Genomic DNA, 15,124 nt, shown 5'->3' with positions numbered 1-15,124 from the left:
CCTTCTTCGCCGCGGCCGACAATCACTAAAACACATCGGCCGGTTGCGCCGCGCGGAGGCGGCGGACGGCGACGACTCCGGAAATGAGGCACATCACCAGCGTGGTGATAAACACGCCGAGGACGCGTTGCCAGGTCATGTCGAGCGGTAGCGCCGTTGCTGCGCGAGCGATTTCGTAAAGTCCCCATGCGAGCAGCACGCCGGGCCAGTAACCGAGCCCGGCGAGGATGACTGCCTCTTTCAGCACCAGCCGTACGAGGTAACTGTCAGTAAATCCCATCGCCTTCATCGTGGCGTACTGCGAGAGGTGGTTCGAAACGTCGGTGTAGAGAATCTGATAGACGATGACGAAGCCAATGCAAAAGCCGACGACGGCACCGAGCGTGAAGACGAAGCCGACCGGCGACGAGCGGGCCCAGTAGCCGTGCTCGAAGTCAAGAAATTCCTGATGGGTGAGGACGCGGGCTTCGACGCCGAGCAGTTTTTGCAGCTCGCCCTGCACTGTCTTCGGGTCGACGCCGGGCTCGACATGGACGAGGCCGAGGTCGGCGCCGCCCGCATTGCGTTGCGGGAACATGCGGAAGAAGTTGAGATCGCTCGTGAACAAGTTGCCGTCGATGCCGAAGGAGTTGCCCGCTTCGGCAAGGCCGACGACGTGGACGCGGCGGCGATTCACTTCGACCTCGACGTTTTCGCCGCGGCGATAGGACTCGGCGACGGGTCCGAAGATCGGCTTGCTCTTCGCGTCATAGATGACGGCGTCGGTCTGCAAGATATTGGGCCAGTTCTCCGCGAGGCCCGGCAACTTCAGCGGCGGGTCGCCCGGCTCGAAGCCGTAGACGAAGATCGATTGCTCATTTCGTTTCCAGGGATTGTGCCACGGCACCGTGCCGAGGTAGACGGCGCGGACCGACTCGACGCCTGGAACGGCCGGCAAGCGGTAGAGGAGACGTCGCGGAAACGGCGAGGTGCGAAACATCGCCTGCGATTGCGGACTGATGACGATGAGGTCGGCGTCGATTTGACGCGGAACGATCAGCGCGCTTTCGAACGCGGCTTGCATGAAGCCCAGTTGCATAAGCATCAGCAGCACGGCGACGACGACGCCGGCGACCGCGACGATGAGCTTGACGCGGCCGTAGCTAAGTTGGAGCCAAGCGAGCGGCGCTCGGGCGGGCACGGGTGTCACTCCTTGAGGGGATTAACCACGAAGACACGAAGGGCACGACGAAAAGCACGAAGAGAACGCAGTGGTAAATCAGTACCGCTAGTGAACGCTAATAGACGCTGATGAGATCAGTAATGATCTGCGTTTATTTGCGTTCATTTGCGGTTCATTTTGCTTTGTATTCGTCGTGTCCGTAGTGTCGTCGTGGTTCAATTCTTATCGCTCAGTTGAGTAGAAGGCTCCTCAGCAACGTCGATCGTCACTTCAACGCGGGCATTGGAGAGGCGCTGTACGGTGCGGGCGGCTTCGTGTTCGAGTTTCACGCGGACTTCGACGACGCGGGCGTCGGTGTCGGCGACTGGGTCATTCGCGAGGACGTCTTTCTTCGCGACGATCATGCCGATCTCGGCGACTTCGCCCTGGAGCGGCTCGGCGCCGCCCGTGAAGAGGCGGACCGTCGCTGGCTGCCCGAGCTTGATGCGCGGCAGATCGGCTTCGTAGACTTCGGCGACGGCGTACATCTCGCTCGTGTCGCCAAGCTCGACGATGCCGTCCTCGTTGACGCGTTCACCGGGGCGGATGCAGACCTTCAGTACCTGACCGTCGATCGGCGAGCGGACTTCGGTTGTTTCGAGTTCGGCGCGAGCCATTGCGAGCGACGCCTTGGCGGCGGCGATTTGGCGTTCTTGCTGATCGACGTCGACCGTGCGGACCTCGGCGAGGCTTTCGAGCGTCGACTCGGCGTGGCTCAGGTCCTCGCGAGCCGACTCGACTTTGAGGTTGGCGGCATCAACTTCTGCTTGCGGGACTGCTTTGGTGCTCAGGAGGCGTTCGCTGCGGTGTAGGTCGACTTCCGCCTGACTCAACACCGCCTTCGCACGGCTGATCATCGCGCGCTGTGCGGCGAGGTCGCCCGGCTTGGCGCCGGCCTTGATCTGAGCGAGTTTTGAAACTTCGACGGCAACGCGGGCTTCAGCTTCGGCAACCGAGGCGGAGCGGCGATTGAAATTGTCGAGCACTGCAACGACGCTGCCCGCGGCGACCGTATCGCCTTCAGCAACGAGCAAACGCTCCAAGCGGCCTTGCTCGCCAAACGTCGAGGGAGCGGCGAGGCGGATGACTTCCGTTTTCGGCTCGAGATAGCCGAGCGAGTGGACGTTCAGCACGACCGGCGCGGCCGCTTCGGGAGGCGTGGCGACGGTGCGCAAACGCGAAACGGCAACGAACGCCACGGCGGCGATGACTGCGACAATTGCAGCCAGCAGCAGGAGTCGGCGCTTCGTGAAGCATCGCGCGGCGGTGCGCGGCTCGGCGACGTTCGGCTGATCTTCTACAGCCGACCCAGCGGGAGGGCTCCAGACGGGACTCATGGGTTCCTCAATTCTCTCAAGGTCGCTGACAACCAGTTAGGCGACGGCAAGTCGCCCGTTGTTACACTTCGAGCGGAGCTTCAAAGGCGGGCGAGCGGGGGCGGGAACGGCGGCGGAGTTCGTCGACGATGGCGTTCCACATCGGTTCGCCGGGGCGGGCGATGCCGAACAGTTCCCACAGGAACAGGCCGTCGGCGGCGAGCCAAGTGACAACCTGCTCCACCGAGTTCGGTTCGGCTTGGATTCGACCGCGCATCCGCTCCAGGAACGGGCGGATGACGTCAAGCAGCGCGGGGTTCGAGGCGAACGCGGTGAGCATCGCCATGATAAATTTGTGCGTGGTTTCGGGGGCGATGCCGTGCGGCGTCCCCTCGGCCGATTTCTCCGACTGGGCATCGGGAGCGAAGACCATGTCGACCATCGCGCGGACCCAGCGGCGGTCGGCGTGGGGGTCGTCGGCGATGCGGGCCACGAGCCCCTGCTCCACCTCGTTGGCGAAGTGCTCCATCATGCGTGTGAGGAGCTCGTCTTTCGACGCGAAATGATAGAGGACGCCTCCCTTGGTGACGCCCGCTTCGTGGGCAACTTTGTCGAGCGTCGTCGCTTGCAGACCATCGCGGCCGGCGACGCGGATCGCGGCTTCGAGGATGCCTTTCGGCGTGGTGGCGGGCGGACGGGCCATAGTCTCTTGATCGTCCAATAAAACTTCGGAGTACACCTTAACTATACCGTACGGTATGTTTGAGGCAATGGAATTTCCACTCGGGTTTAATCAAATTTACAAGTCACTTGCCAGCAACGACTTGCGTCGAACGCCGTTGAAATCGTGGCTTAGAAGTGGGTCGCCGGACGAGCTAAAAACTGGCCCGAGCCAAGCTTTCCGACAAATTTGCCGTCGCGGACCTGCACCTGCCCTCGAACGGTGACGAGCGTCGGCCGACCTTCGAGTTCCCAGCCTTCGAAGGCGCTGTAATCGACGGCCATTTGCTGCGTCTTCGCGGAAATTTTGCCGCGGTAGGCAGGGTCGTAAATCACCAAGTCGGCGTCGCTGCCAACCGCGATCGTTCCCTTGCGGGGATAGAGGCCGAAGAGCTTGGCGGCTTGCGTACTCGCAGCGTCGACGAAGGTGTTCAGATCGATCCGCCCGCGGCAGACGCCATGCGTGTAGAGCAGATTGACGCGATTTTCGACTGACGGAATGCCATTGGGGATTTTCGTGAAATCGTCTCGGCCCATCTCTTTTTGCCCATGGAAGTCGAACGGGGCGTGATCGGTGGCGACCGTGCTGATAAGGCGCGAACGGAGGGCGTTCCAGAGAACCGGCTGATGGACCGGATCGCGGAGCGGCGGCGACATCACGTACTTGGCGCCTTCGAAGTTGGGCAGTTCGACGTAGGTCTTATCAATCACCAGGTACGGGATCACCGTTTCGACCCACGCATGCACGCCTCGGAGTTGCGCCTCTAGAACTGCTTCGAGCGCCTCGCGGCAAGAAGTGTGCACGCAGTAGACGTGGGCGCCGGTGAGTTCGGCGAACGTCATCAGATGGTGCACGCCCTCGGCCTCGACTTGCGGCGGACGCGATGGCTCGTGCCATTCGGGGCCGGTCTTACCGGCGGCGAGCAGGCGACGCTGCAGTTCGCTGACCAGCGTTTCGTTCTCGCAGTGGGCGGTGACGATGAGGCCAAGTTCTTTGGCAAGCTTGAGCGTTTGATAGAGTTCGCCGTCGTCGATGCCGAAGGCGCCCTTGTAGGCGAGGAAGACTTTCAGTGAAGCGACGCCGCGGGCGGCGATTTCTCGGATCGCGGCCTCGGTGGTTTCGTCGAATCGCGAGACGCCCATGTGGAACGTAAAATCGCAGGCGCTTTCGGCCCCCTTCGAGAGCCAGAGTTCGAACGCTTCGAGCGGATCGTCGCCGCGGGCGGGGCAACACATTTCAATCAGCGTCGTCGTGCCGCCGACAAGCGCGGCGCGACTCGCCGTGGCGTAGGTATCCTTCGCGAACGTCCCCATGAACGGCAGGTAAATGTGGACGTGCGGGTCGATGAACCCGGGGAATACGAACTTGCCCGTCGCATCAATCACTTCGGCGCCCGCGGGAGCGCTCAGCCGCGGCCCGACGGCGGCGATTGTTTCCCCCTCGACGAGGACGTCGCCGACGAAATCGTCGCTGGCGGTAACGATGCGGCCGTTTTGGATCAGCAAGCTCATACGCGCTCCGAGGGGAGTAAAGATTGAACCGCCAAGAACGCTGTGAAAAAACAAATGCGGAACCGCGGATAGACGCAGATAAACGCAAATGGAATAGAGTTCAGCACTAACCAAATCCTATCTGCGTCTATCTGCGTTCATCGGCGGTTCCATCCAAACATTTAATGGACCAACAAAAAAAAACCGGCAGGGGACAAGCCCCTGCCGGTTTATAAGCTATTCCAATCGACTGTAAATAGTCCGACGACTAGCCGCGCGGCACTTCGAAATGGTCTCCGAACGCCGCAAAAGCTTCGTCGGATTCGAATTCTTCGCCATTTTCTTCGGCATGCTCAGTCCGCAAGCCTTGGCGGCGACGCGAGCCGAACAAGTCATCGAAGGCACGATCGCGACGAACCGTTTCGAAGTCGACGCCATCGACGCGGTCGGCGACGTCGCTAAGCCATTCAACGACGAATTCATGCGCATCGTCGGCTCGATCTTCAAACTTGTCGGCCCGTGCACGAAGCCGATCAGCGACGTCGGTCAGCTTGCCGGCAAGTGCGGCGAGCGCCGGACGCGATTCCAGCCGGCTGGCGGCTTGGGGCGTGGCGATCACGCTGCTCACCGAGCCGGTCGATCCGGTGAACGGAACGAAGTTAGGCTGCGAAGAGACGGTAAACGTCTCGTAGGTCGGCAGCGCCGGAGTGCTGAGCGATTGGAGTTGGGAAGCCAACGCTTGCGGCGTCTCGCCCCCATCCTCTTCAGCCGTCAATGCCGGAGCCACAGGCACGGTGCCGTACTGATCCTTCCAGTCGCGTAAGTCGTACTGATCGACGTCGCCGTCGCCGTTGGTGCTGCCTTGCGCCTGGCCGGCGTTGTCCGTTCTGCCGAAGTTGCGTTGCCAGACGAGGAAGTCAGCGCCGTCGACCTTGCCGTCGCCGTTGAAGTCGGCCGAAGGTCCGACGATTGCCGGGATCGGCGGCAGGGCTGGCGCCGCCACTGAGAGGAGGTAATCCTCCACTTCACCGATCACCGCTTCGCCGCGAGGGCTGCTCAGCGTGGCCTCGCCGTAACGGAAGCGGGCGTAGACGTTAGCCACGCTAACGCCAGCAGGCACGTTGAAGGTGAGGTTGTTGGCGCCGCCGCTCAACAGGTAGTTGTTCGTCGTTCCCGCGGCGCCGGTAAATACCAGACGCTCGCCGACGTCGTCGAAGTCGCCGTCGTTGTTCCAATCGATCCACGCCTTCAGATAGCCGTTGTTACGGCTAGCGGTGACGATGAGGCTCGTCGTGCCGCCCGGAACGATCGCACCGAACTGAATGCCGTCTTCATCGTCGAAGCCAGTCAGATCGTCGGAGTCGGCATTCGTGGACGGAACGCCGTTGAGTTCGCCGTCGACGCGAGTCCCCAGGTAGTAGTCGCCCTTCTTATGGCGGGCGCCATTCTGAGCGAGCGTGGTCTCGTAAACGTCAGGGAGATCGCCGTAATCGAAGACCGCGGTGTCCTTGATCCCGAACTCTAGGCCGGCAAGCGTGCCGTTGCCGGCAAGGTTGACGACGTATCGTCCGCCGGTCGGCTTCGTCGATTGGTACGGCGACGGCGTCACCACGCGAACGATACGCTGCCCGGGGGCGACGTTGGTGAAGGCGTACGCGCCGAACTGGTTCGTCACCGTCGAGGTCTCGCCGAGATCCAACACATTGTTGTTGTTGGCGTCGATATATACGGTGAATCCAGGCGCACCGAGTTCTCCCGGCTTGCGGATGCCGTCGGTCGTATTGTTCGACCCGGTTCCAATATCATGGAACACCGAGCCGATCAAAATCCCGCCGATGTTGCCGGCGCCGCCGATCGTGTCCGACGAGGGCTTGATGAAGAAGTTGAGGCCGTCGAATTCGTCGCCAGGCTTCGCAAATCGGGTGTGACTCGAAGTTGCAGGCGATACAGCATTCCACTGCGATGGCAGAACGACGCCGACATTGATGACGCCGGCAATCGTCGTCGGAACAATCAGGTTGTACAGGCCGTTGGCGTCGGTCTTGACGAGGATTTCGCCCGCATCGTATTGGCCGTTGCGGTTCAAATCTGCGTAGACGGAAACGTTGGCCAACGCCACGTCTGAACCGGAGAAAACATTGCTGCTATTGAACGTGCCGGCGCTGAAAATGCCGTCGCCGTTGACATCGGCGTACGCCGTGCCGGTGAAGACGACTTGCGGCAAGACGGGGTCGCCCGGATCAAGCAAGAAGTTGATGCTTTTGACGCCGGCGACGACGTCTTCGTAGCCGACCTGCGGAATCGGAACGCCGTTGGCGTCGACGACCACTTCGTTGATATTTTGCGGATCGCGAGTCCAGACGCTGAAGAAGTCGCGAGTAATGAGCCATTCCGACTTGTAATCGGAAAGATAGCCGGCTCCGGTCAGCGAATCGTCTTGGGCGACGCGTCCGAGCGGATCCTCGATCGAGATGATGTAGTCGTCCGGCGCTAGATCGAAGTAGTAGTTGCCGTCAGCCCCGGTCACGAACCGATCGACAATAACGCCGTCGCTCGCGCGACGGGCAACGACGGTAACATTGCCCGCGAACGATTCTTGCGTTAGATCCTGAATGCCCTCGACGTCGCGCGTGCTGAAGAAGTTATTCTCGTCCATCAACCGCACGGTGCCGTCGGCGTCGTGGTTGACGACCGCGGCACGGTTGTAGTTGAAGATATCGTCGCGATTTAAGTCGACGCCGATGGCGCCTTGGATGCGCTGCGTTCCGGCGGCGATCGGGTTGCCGTGCCACGCGATTTCAATGGCATCGAGCCCCAAGCTCGTGGGAGCGTAATTCTCGATGTACAGCCGCCAGCCTCTTTCGCCGACTGGCTCGCCGGTCACGGGATCGTAAACAATCGCATCGTCCGAACGCTCGCCCCAGCTGCGATTAGTCGTGAAGGTCCAGACCAGATTCCCGCCGTTATCGACGGAACCTGCGCCGCCTGGAAAGATGAAGCTGCCGTCAATCGACGTCTGATACGAACTGTTGGTCGTCGCATAGAAGTAGTGATTGAGCTCAGACTGCGTTCCCGAAGGAGACACGAGCATCATGCGCGTATGATCCAGCGCAGCGGCAGTGCCTCCCGAAATCGAAATTTTGACCTCGACCGACTCCACCGTCATGGAGTTGTTGTCCGGGACCGAAAACTCCAAATAAGACAACCCGCGAGTATTATCCGGCGGATCCGGAGCGGAGAAGGGATTATCGGCGAAGTATTCGTTCCAGTAGGCGATAAATCCGGAGCGACCGCCGATGCCGCCCGGCACGATCTGGTTTCCGCTTTCGTCGTTCGACCGTTCAGCGGCGGGCAGATTGTAGGGAACATTGCCCGGCGGGGTATAGAAGGTGGTGAACGTCAGTTCGGGAGCAAGCGTCTGTTGCTTGACTCCCCACTGCTCGGCCAACTCGACGGCCATCTCCGCATCGACGACGCCATGCCCGTAGCCAAGTTGCTCGCCATACGGACCATACCCTTGGGCAACGGTATAGCCGGCGCCGTTCGAGTAGAGCTGAGGCCCGTTTTGGAGGTAATCGATCGTCGGATTGAACGTCTGCAGGAACGGATCAACGGAGCCGTCGTAGAAATCAGGATCTTGGAAGATCGGCTGCTGATTGGTGATCCAGAGGTTGTTCGTCGAGTCGCCGGCGCCGTTTTGGGGGCGTTCGAACTGAGCGTTCTGGCGGGCCGAACGAACCAAGATTTCTTGAACGTCGCGCCACGAGAGATTGGGGTTGGCTTCGAGCATTAGCGCGATGACGCCGGAGACCATCGGCGCCGCGGCCGATGTTCCGTTCATCCGCGACGTGTAGTCGGTGTCGGTCAAGAAGTCGCGGTCGTACTCTTGGCCGGTGATTGGATTGGGGGCGATATTGGCGCCGCCCAAGCCGCTCGTCTGCGTCCCCGTAAGATCGGTCGTAATGATGCCGCTGCCGATGCCCGTGTCATCGGCGATGTTGATCGCCGCGAACGATCCGGTCGGAGCTGCGACGAGGACGTTGGCGCCCGATTCGGCGTAGTCGGTAACCGTACCGTCGACGTTGTAGTACATTCCGTCGTGATCGACGCCGGTCACAGTGATCGTGTAGCGGGAGTTCTGCCATCCGTCGTAGATGGAACTGTCCCAGTTGCCGATGTTCTGAAAGCCGTTGTTGAACTGGGGGCCGGCGTCGTTGCCCGAAGCGAAGACGTGAATCACGCCGAGGCCGCCGCGGCCGAAGATAATGGAATCCCGCAGCGCCAGCATCATTTGCGGCGTCAGCGCGTTGAGTTCCCGCGCCCCGCCGCCCCAGCTGTTGTTGGTGATGTCGATGTCTTGAATCGCGTAGCGAAATGCATCGATGTAAGCTTGCTCGGTTTGACCAATGTCGATCAGGCGGATAGGCACCAGCGTGACGCCGGGAGCGACGCCGGAGCCGCCGATGCCGTTATTAGCGACGGCGCCGATGATGCCTGCAACGGCCGTGCCGTGCCAAACCGGTTCAAACTGATCGGGACGCGGACTGCCGTTGCCGTTCGGCGAAAGGGCGTCGAGCCCCAATGTCTTGCTGATATTCGCAGCCAAGTCTGGGTGATTTAGCTGGATGCCGCTGTCGATGACGGCGACGGTCACCCCTGCTCCGGTGTAGCCCTTATTCCAAACCGGCGCGACGTTGATGTCTTGCCCGGCAACGCCGTAGATCGCCTGGTAGTCAGGATTACCGACCTGTTGTCCCGAATTAACCAGATGCCACTGCTGAGAAACAAGCGGGTCGGTTGGAATCGACATCACCTGAGCCGTCGCAACCTCTGCACTGCTCCCCGAAGCCAACGCCTGCCAGTACAGTTCTCGTTGGAGAATCTGCAGATAGCCTTCGAGGGTGTTGCTTGAGTAGGACTGGGAGTTCGCGGGACCGGGAGCAACGACCGGATTCGCCGACATCACTTGCCGACTTTCCAGCGACTCGAAGCCTAGCGTTTTCTTCTGCTTACGGCTGACGCCGGAAGGACGGCGTTCTTTCGGAGCGCGCTTGCCAAACAGGCTATTAAGGCGACGAGGCTGGGAATTCGACACTGATGCGTCCTCTGTGGTCCGAAACCGCCGTGGGGGGAGGGCCCGCCGTAAAAGCGATGTCGTCTAAGGTAGTTTGTTCCGTAAAGTTGACGTCTTAATCTTGCGGTCGCGCCGCGGCGGAGCGGCTACGCGGGCGCGAACTGACAGAGCTAGAGAGTATTCTCTGCACCTATCATCCGACTCGGTCGGCATGCGTTCGAAGTCCGGTTTTCGCGCGCATGCTACACGCTAAAGCTCATGTTTCCCGATCGCCGCGAGCAGGCGATGCGAGGAGTTGACCGAGCTGGCGTCCTTAAGAGGCCTCGTCTGGCGATTCAACCGGCCCGCTGATGTGGAAATCCACCGCGGCGTTTGGTTTAGTCACCACCGGTCCATCGTAGTTGCGTCCATTTTTTCCGTCAAACTTTCGGCAACCAGAACTCGGCTCGAATCTCCTTCCGCAGCCCATTCGGCGATTTGCCGGGAATCTTGGCGGAGCCGCCGCGATTGCCCGCCTCGGGGAGGCGATGTGCAAAACAACCGAGAAAATGCGGAGAGCCGAACGGAAGTCGCCTTCGGACGCAGGCCTCACTTCCCAAGGCCGCTGCCGGGGAGCCGCGCCACGCATTTTTTTCCGAATGGTGGACAACCCCATTTTCTGGAGACGAATCCGTCGCCTATCGCCCTCTGCAAACACCGCCCGAATGGGGGGAGTTTCGCCCAAATCAGGGACCGGGGGCAGTTTTTCGCAGAGGGCGGCGCGCCGAGGACGGCGAAGCATCGCGAGAAGAGCCACACGAACGAGCGGTCGATTTCGAGCTTCGTCGACGACTTTCACTCCGCTAGTTGGGCTTGTTGCTGATTCGGTAAAGGTGCGTGTCGGTTCGCAGGATGAGGTCGTCGCCCGCGACCGCCGGGGAGGCCATGTGCATGCCGTCGAGTTGGTTGACGGCCAGTTCTTCGTACTCGGCGGAATCGGCGACGACGGTCGTGCCCCCTTCGTGACTGCAGAAGTAGAGGCGGCCGTTGGCGAGGATCGGCGAGGCGGAGTATTTGCCGGGAATCCGCTCGCGCCAGAGCTTCTTGCCGTCGGCGGCGCTGAAGCAGCTCGCCACGCCGCCGTCGCTGATGACGTAAATGCGACCGTCGCTGATGATTGGCGACGACTTGGCGGGAATCTGTTGCTTTTCCCGCCAATCAACGTGCGTTTCGGTCACGTCTCCGGAACCGTCGGTGCGAATTGCCCACAGCTGCGGCTTGCCAAAGCCGGTGCAGAGGTAGACCCGCTCGCCATCGAAAACGGGCCGCGGGACGTTCGAGAAGCCGTTGCCGTGGTCGACGCGCCAGAGTTCGTCGCCGGTCGCTGGATCGTAGGAAACAAACCACTGCGCCCCGGGAATGACGGCCTGCTTCCGGCCAGCCTGCTCGAAGACGAGGGGCGTCGCGAACGCCTTCCGCATATCGGGGTTCGTCTCGCGAATGGGTGGGCGGTCGACCTGCCAGCGGATCTCGCCGGTGGCGATGTCGAGCGCGGCGATGAACTGCTTGTCGGCGCCGTCGCAGGTAAGGATCGTGACATCGTCGACGACGACCGGCGAACTCCCCGGCCCGACGATATGGTCGAGCTCCATCGGCCGCCGCCACAGGACCTCGCCGCTGTTGACGTCGACCGCCGCGGCTCCGAATGTGCCGAAGTGGCAAATCAAGCGTCCGTCCACCAATACCGGCGTGGGGGAGGCGTAACTGTTGAGATTGTGAATTGGGGGCGGCTCGTCGACGCTGAACAAGTTCACCGTGCGGAGGAGCTTTCCTGTTTCGAGGTCGACTTCGAGTGCCAGCAGGTCGATCGCCGCGGCAGCCCCCATGTCGGTTCCGGAGGAAACCCGTGCAACCTGCTCGTCGGTGACAAGCGGCTCCTCCGCGTCGGATGCCTTCTCAACGGCGGTGGTCAACCAGATCCGGCCATTCGCGATGACCGGCGACGACCAACCGCGACCGGGGAGTTCGGTTTTCCAGCGAATGCCCTCGTTCTCGCTCCAGTGGAGCGGGAGATCGACGGCCCCCACGTCGCCCTGCCCGCCCGGGCCGCGAAATTGAGGCCACTCGTCACCGCGGGCCGAGGCGCCAATCAGCAAGCTTAGCGCGATAGAGAGAACGCCCCACTGCAGTTGGCGAACTTGCGGATTCATGCGATTGCCCTGAAGCGAGGAGCGCGACGGCGACGCGAGAGTTGTTATAGCAGATTCGAGACAGGGGCTGACTGGAGACTGGGGCAGTCGAACGGGAAGGCTAAGCGTGGGGGAGGTTCGGACTGGTCGCTTAAGCAACCAGTCCAGCAGTGGGATAAATTGCGGAGATTAGCGAGGCAACACAAGAGAAGCAATCAAGCGAGATGCCTCCCTAGGCCAACGCCCATCCAATCGAAAACCGGCCGTAGTGCCGGAACGTGGCCCATGCAGTCCGCCCGCCCTACTAATTCCTCATCGCATCAAGCCGCGGACTGGCTACCGACAAGACGGACCTCACGTCGCTCTCGCGCGGCTCGTCGCTTGTTCCTGGCCTTTCGCTTGCCCGACAGCAGCAGCACCCCCACGCACCACCCTGCCCACAGGGCATGTTGCTTCAGCGAGTCGCCGAACGTGAGCGACAGAAATGCCATTGCCCCGAAAAGCAATGCAACAACTTGCCACTGAATCATCCGCTGCCAGTCCCGCGAGTAGCGCCTTTTCACTGGGAAGTCATTGCGGCTGCGCCAGACGCGGCTCCCGATCGCAAAGCAGATAACTGCGATCACAGCCGCAGAGGGGAGTGCATACCAGCGCCCGGTTGACGCTACCCAAGCTGAGCAGGCCAGCAGCAGGGCCCCCAGGACGAAGTCGATCTACGCGAAGGCTCGCATTAACGTCACACCGCTTTCCCCTACGAGTCGAGAGTAGCCAGACTATTAAAATTTGCGCTCCCCATGACTTGGCTTCCTTATAACAGACGCAGTGAAGTGCTACGCACTCCAAAACAAAAAGAGCCGCCCCAGAGACTGGGGCGGCTCTTTTGAAAGCTCAATTCGCGAGCGACTTAGAAACGCGGCTGCGACGGCTTGAACGGCGGCAGGCCCGACGAGGTCGGCTGCAGCTGCTGGCCGTAAGGTGAACTCACTCCGACCTGCGTCGGCTGGTGCGGGCGGAGACCCAACGACGGCGAGTGGGTCGAGCTATGACCACCCGACAGCGGCGTCGACGGGATGCTAGCAGGCGACGGCGAGCCGCCGGTAGCACGTTCGTTCGGGATCATCTCTTCGCCGATAACCTGCAGCAGCTTCGAGATGCACAGCTTGTTCATGCTGGTCCGCAGGTCGTGGGCTTCGGTCCGCAGCGACTCGTGCATGCTCTTCGGCAGGCGGACGGTGATGACGCGAGTGGGCTCGCTTTCGGTGTCGGCCGAGGGGCGCTTCTCGCGGAGCTTCACAAGCAGCTTTTGAATGCGGTCGAACTGTTCGCTTTGCTCGAAGGCAGTCAGCTCATCGAAAGTCGGGAAGGTCTTACGAGCGGCGCCATCGACGCCGAGGACTTCGCGGAAGAACGTAACCCAGTCGGGGTTTTGCTTGTAACGGGTTTCGGCGAACTCGAGAACTTCCTGATACTTTTCCGTAGTTTGGGTAAGCACGGCTGACGTCTCCTTCCGAACAGCTTTGGGATGGGCGAATCGAAGACCCGAGGGCGGCCTTCTGGTCCCTCCATATTCATAGGCGGTCAAGCAAATCCCAGAGGTCCTTGCAGTGCTTGCACTTACGTCGATTCTGCTAGCGTGCCTATTCCACAGCAGCCCATGCTGAAGTTCGACGCACGACCCCACTGCCCAAAAAGCAGGCAGTGCGACTTTTCCCATTCCGAAAAATGTCCTGCTAGCAGCATGGGGTGGTACGCGGCCGAGGAATCGCCCTAACTCGTTTGCTATCAACGAAAAGAGGCGACCCGAAAGTCGCCTCCAAAGAAATTTTCGGATTTTCTCAAGCCGTGGACACCTAAGTGTCCAGCTGGACCACCGCTTGAATCGCGGTGATGCCGGCGCACAGGCCAACTGCCGATATGGCAGCTAGCAGCGATAGCACTACGACTGAGCCGTGAACTTATCACGAACGCGATCAAGCAGCTTCTTGGTGAGCATGATACCTTCGCGCTCATCTTCAGGATCAGCGCCTTCCCACTCGATGCCGACGTAGCCGTGGTACCCGGCGTCGAGGACGATTTTCATCATCTTGAAGTAATCGGTGCGAACTTCGTCGCCGGCGGCGTTGAACTCGTGGCTCTTCGCGCTGACGCCCTTCGCGAACGGCATCAGCTCAGCGCATCCCTTATACCGGTCGTACTCGTGGAAGTTGCCGAAGTCTGGCAGCGTGCCGCAATTCGGCAGACTGACTGCCTTCATGACCCCCGCCAGCCACTCGCCGTTCGACGACAAGCCGCCGTGGTTTTCGACGATGACGTTGATCTTATGAGGGGCGGCGAATTCTGATAGCTGACGCAAACCGTCGGCTGCTAGCTTGCCCTGCTCCTCAGGCGTCCCCTCCGAATGTGCATTCACTCTGATCGAGTGGCAACCGAGAAACTTGGCGGCTTCGACCCATTGGTGGTGGTTTTCCACAGCCTGCTTCCGCTTGGCGTCGTCGGGGTCGCCGAGGTTGCCTTCGCCATCGACCATGATCAGGACGCTGGTCACCCCCTCGTCGGCACAACGCTTCTTCAGCTCGCCCAGGTACTTCTCGTCGCGGGCTTTGTCCTTGAAAAATTGGTTGACGTACTCGACCGCGTCGATGCCGCAGGCCTTCGTGAAGGCGGGGAACTCCAGATTCTCCATCTTGCCAGCCTGCAGGGCCTTATGAAGCGACCATTCGGCAAGCGAAATCTTGAACAACGGGGCCTTCGCCTCGGCGGCCAGGGCCGTCGTCAGGCCGCGGCCGAGGGCGAATCCAGCGCCGGCAACCGCCGCTCCGGTGCGAAGAAACCAACGACGATCGACGGTGCGCAGTGAGTCGTGCATGGGAAAAACGAGCTCCTAACAGAGTGAAGGGCGCCTGGATCAGAGCGGTCGTCAGGCCGCGAAAGGGCCGAGCCGCTACGGGGAGTATAGAAGGGGGATGCGGGGGCCACAATTCGCCGGAAGTCACGCGGTGTGTTCTACGATGGGCATGATCGGCAGGGTCGGTCGCCTTTCGGCTCTAGAGATTCTGACTTCTATGTAATCTCGCCAGTTGTAAACAGCCCTCGCCCCCGTCGCCCTCCCCTGCCCCATTGACCCTACGCGCGGTAGGGTCGAGAATCGCGGGTT

At 61.0% G+C, this 15,124-nt stretch carries 8 protein-coding genes; all 8 read right to left on the bottom strand.

Translation table 11 applies throughout. From position 1 onward, the window contains the following. Positions 1 to 25: 25 nt before the first annotated feature. The gene (gene devC, locus PLANPX_RS08515) at positions 26 to 1,180 is read right to left on the bottom strand and encodes an ABC transporter permease DevC (RefSeq protein ID WP_198421862.1); all 1,155 of its coding nucleotides are present in this window, start codon (positions 1,178 to 1,180) and stop codon (positions 26 to 28) included. Between the two features lie 197 nt (positions 1,181 to 1,377). Further along, positions 1,378 to 2,538, bottom strand: a complete 1,161-nt coding sequence (locus tag PLANPX_RS08510; RefSeq protein WP_152098321.1) for an HlyD family efflux transporter periplasmic adaptor subunit — start codon at positions 2,536 to 2,538, stop codon at positions 1,378 to 1,380. Positions 2,539 to 2,599: 61 nt separating this feature from the next. Beyond that, positions 2,600 to 3,220 carry a TetR/AcrR family transcriptional regulator gene (locus PLANPX_RS08505; RefSeq protein ID WP_152098320.1) on the bottom strand — a complete coding sequence of 207 codons (621 nt, stop codon included), beginning with the start codon at positions 3,218 to 3,220 and terminating at the stop codon, positions 2,600 to 2,602. Between the two features lie 149 nt (positions 3,221 to 3,369). Further along, complete coding sequence (hydA, locus tag PLANPX_RS08500) at positions 3,370 to 4,749, bottom strand: dihydropyrimidinase (RefSeq protein ID WP_152098319.1); 1,380 nt, start codon at positions 4,747 to 4,749, stop codon at positions 3,370 to 3,372. Between the two features lie 247 nt (positions 4,750 to 4,996). After that, positions 4,997 to 9,823 (bottom strand): S8 family serine peptidase, encoded by a 4,827-nt coding sequence (locus PLANPX_RS08495; RefSeq protein ID WP_152098318.1) that lies wholly within the window; start codon positions 9,821 to 9,823, stop codon positions 4,997 to 4,999. 821 nt (positions 9,824 to 10,644) lie between these two features. After that, complete coding sequence (locus PLANPX_RS08490) at positions 10,645 to 11,991, bottom strand: PQQ-binding-like beta-propeller repeat protein (RefSeq protein ID WP_152098317.1); 1,347 nt, start codon at positions 11,989 to 11,991, stop codon at positions 10,645 to 10,647. An 883-nt stretch (positions 11,992 to 12,874) separates the two neighbouring features. Further along, a complete protein-coding gene (locus tag PLANPX_RS08485; protein ID WP_152098316.1) occupies positions 12,875 to 13,462 on the bottom strand; it encodes a hypothetical protein in 588 nt (195 codons plus the stop codon). Between the two features lie 444 nt (positions 13,463 to 13,906). Next, entirely contained in the window at positions 13,907 to 14,836 is a 930-nt protein-coding gene (locus tag PLANPX_RS08480) for a sugar phosphate isomerase/epimerase family protein (protein ID WP_152098315.1), read from the bottom strand. Positions 14,837 to 15,124: the final 288 nt, after the last annotated feature.

This window comes from Lacipirellula parvula, assembly GCF_009177095.1.
Lineage (GTDB): Bacteria > Planctomycetota > Planctomycetia > Pirellulales > Lacipirellulaceae > Lacipirellula > Lacipirellula parvula.
Note: the sequence above shows the minus strand (reverse complement) of the source record. Positions and strands in the feature narration are given on the sequence as shown.

Coding starts and splice junctions, on each gene's coding strand:
- PLANPX_RS08510 (WP_152098321.1), bottom strand. CDS start 2,538: ATGAGTCCCGTCTGGAGCCCTCCCGCTGGGTCGGCTGTAGAAGATCAG.
- PLANPX_RS08505 (WP_152098320.1), bottom strand. CDS start 3,220: ATGGCCCGTCCGCCCGCCACCACGCCGAAAGGCATCCTCGAAGCCGCG.
- hydA (WP_152098319.1), bottom strand. CDS start 4,749: ATGAGCTTGCTGATCCAAAACGGCCGCATCGTTACCGCCAGCGACGAT.
- PLANPX_RS08490 (WP_152098317.1), bottom strand. CDS start 11,991: ATGAATCCGCAAGTTCGCCAACTGCAGTGGGGCGTTCTCTCTATCGCG.
- PLANPX_RS08480 (WP_152098315.1), bottom strand. CDS start 14,836: ATGCACGACTCACTGCGCACCGTCGATCGTCGTTGGTTTCTTCGCACC.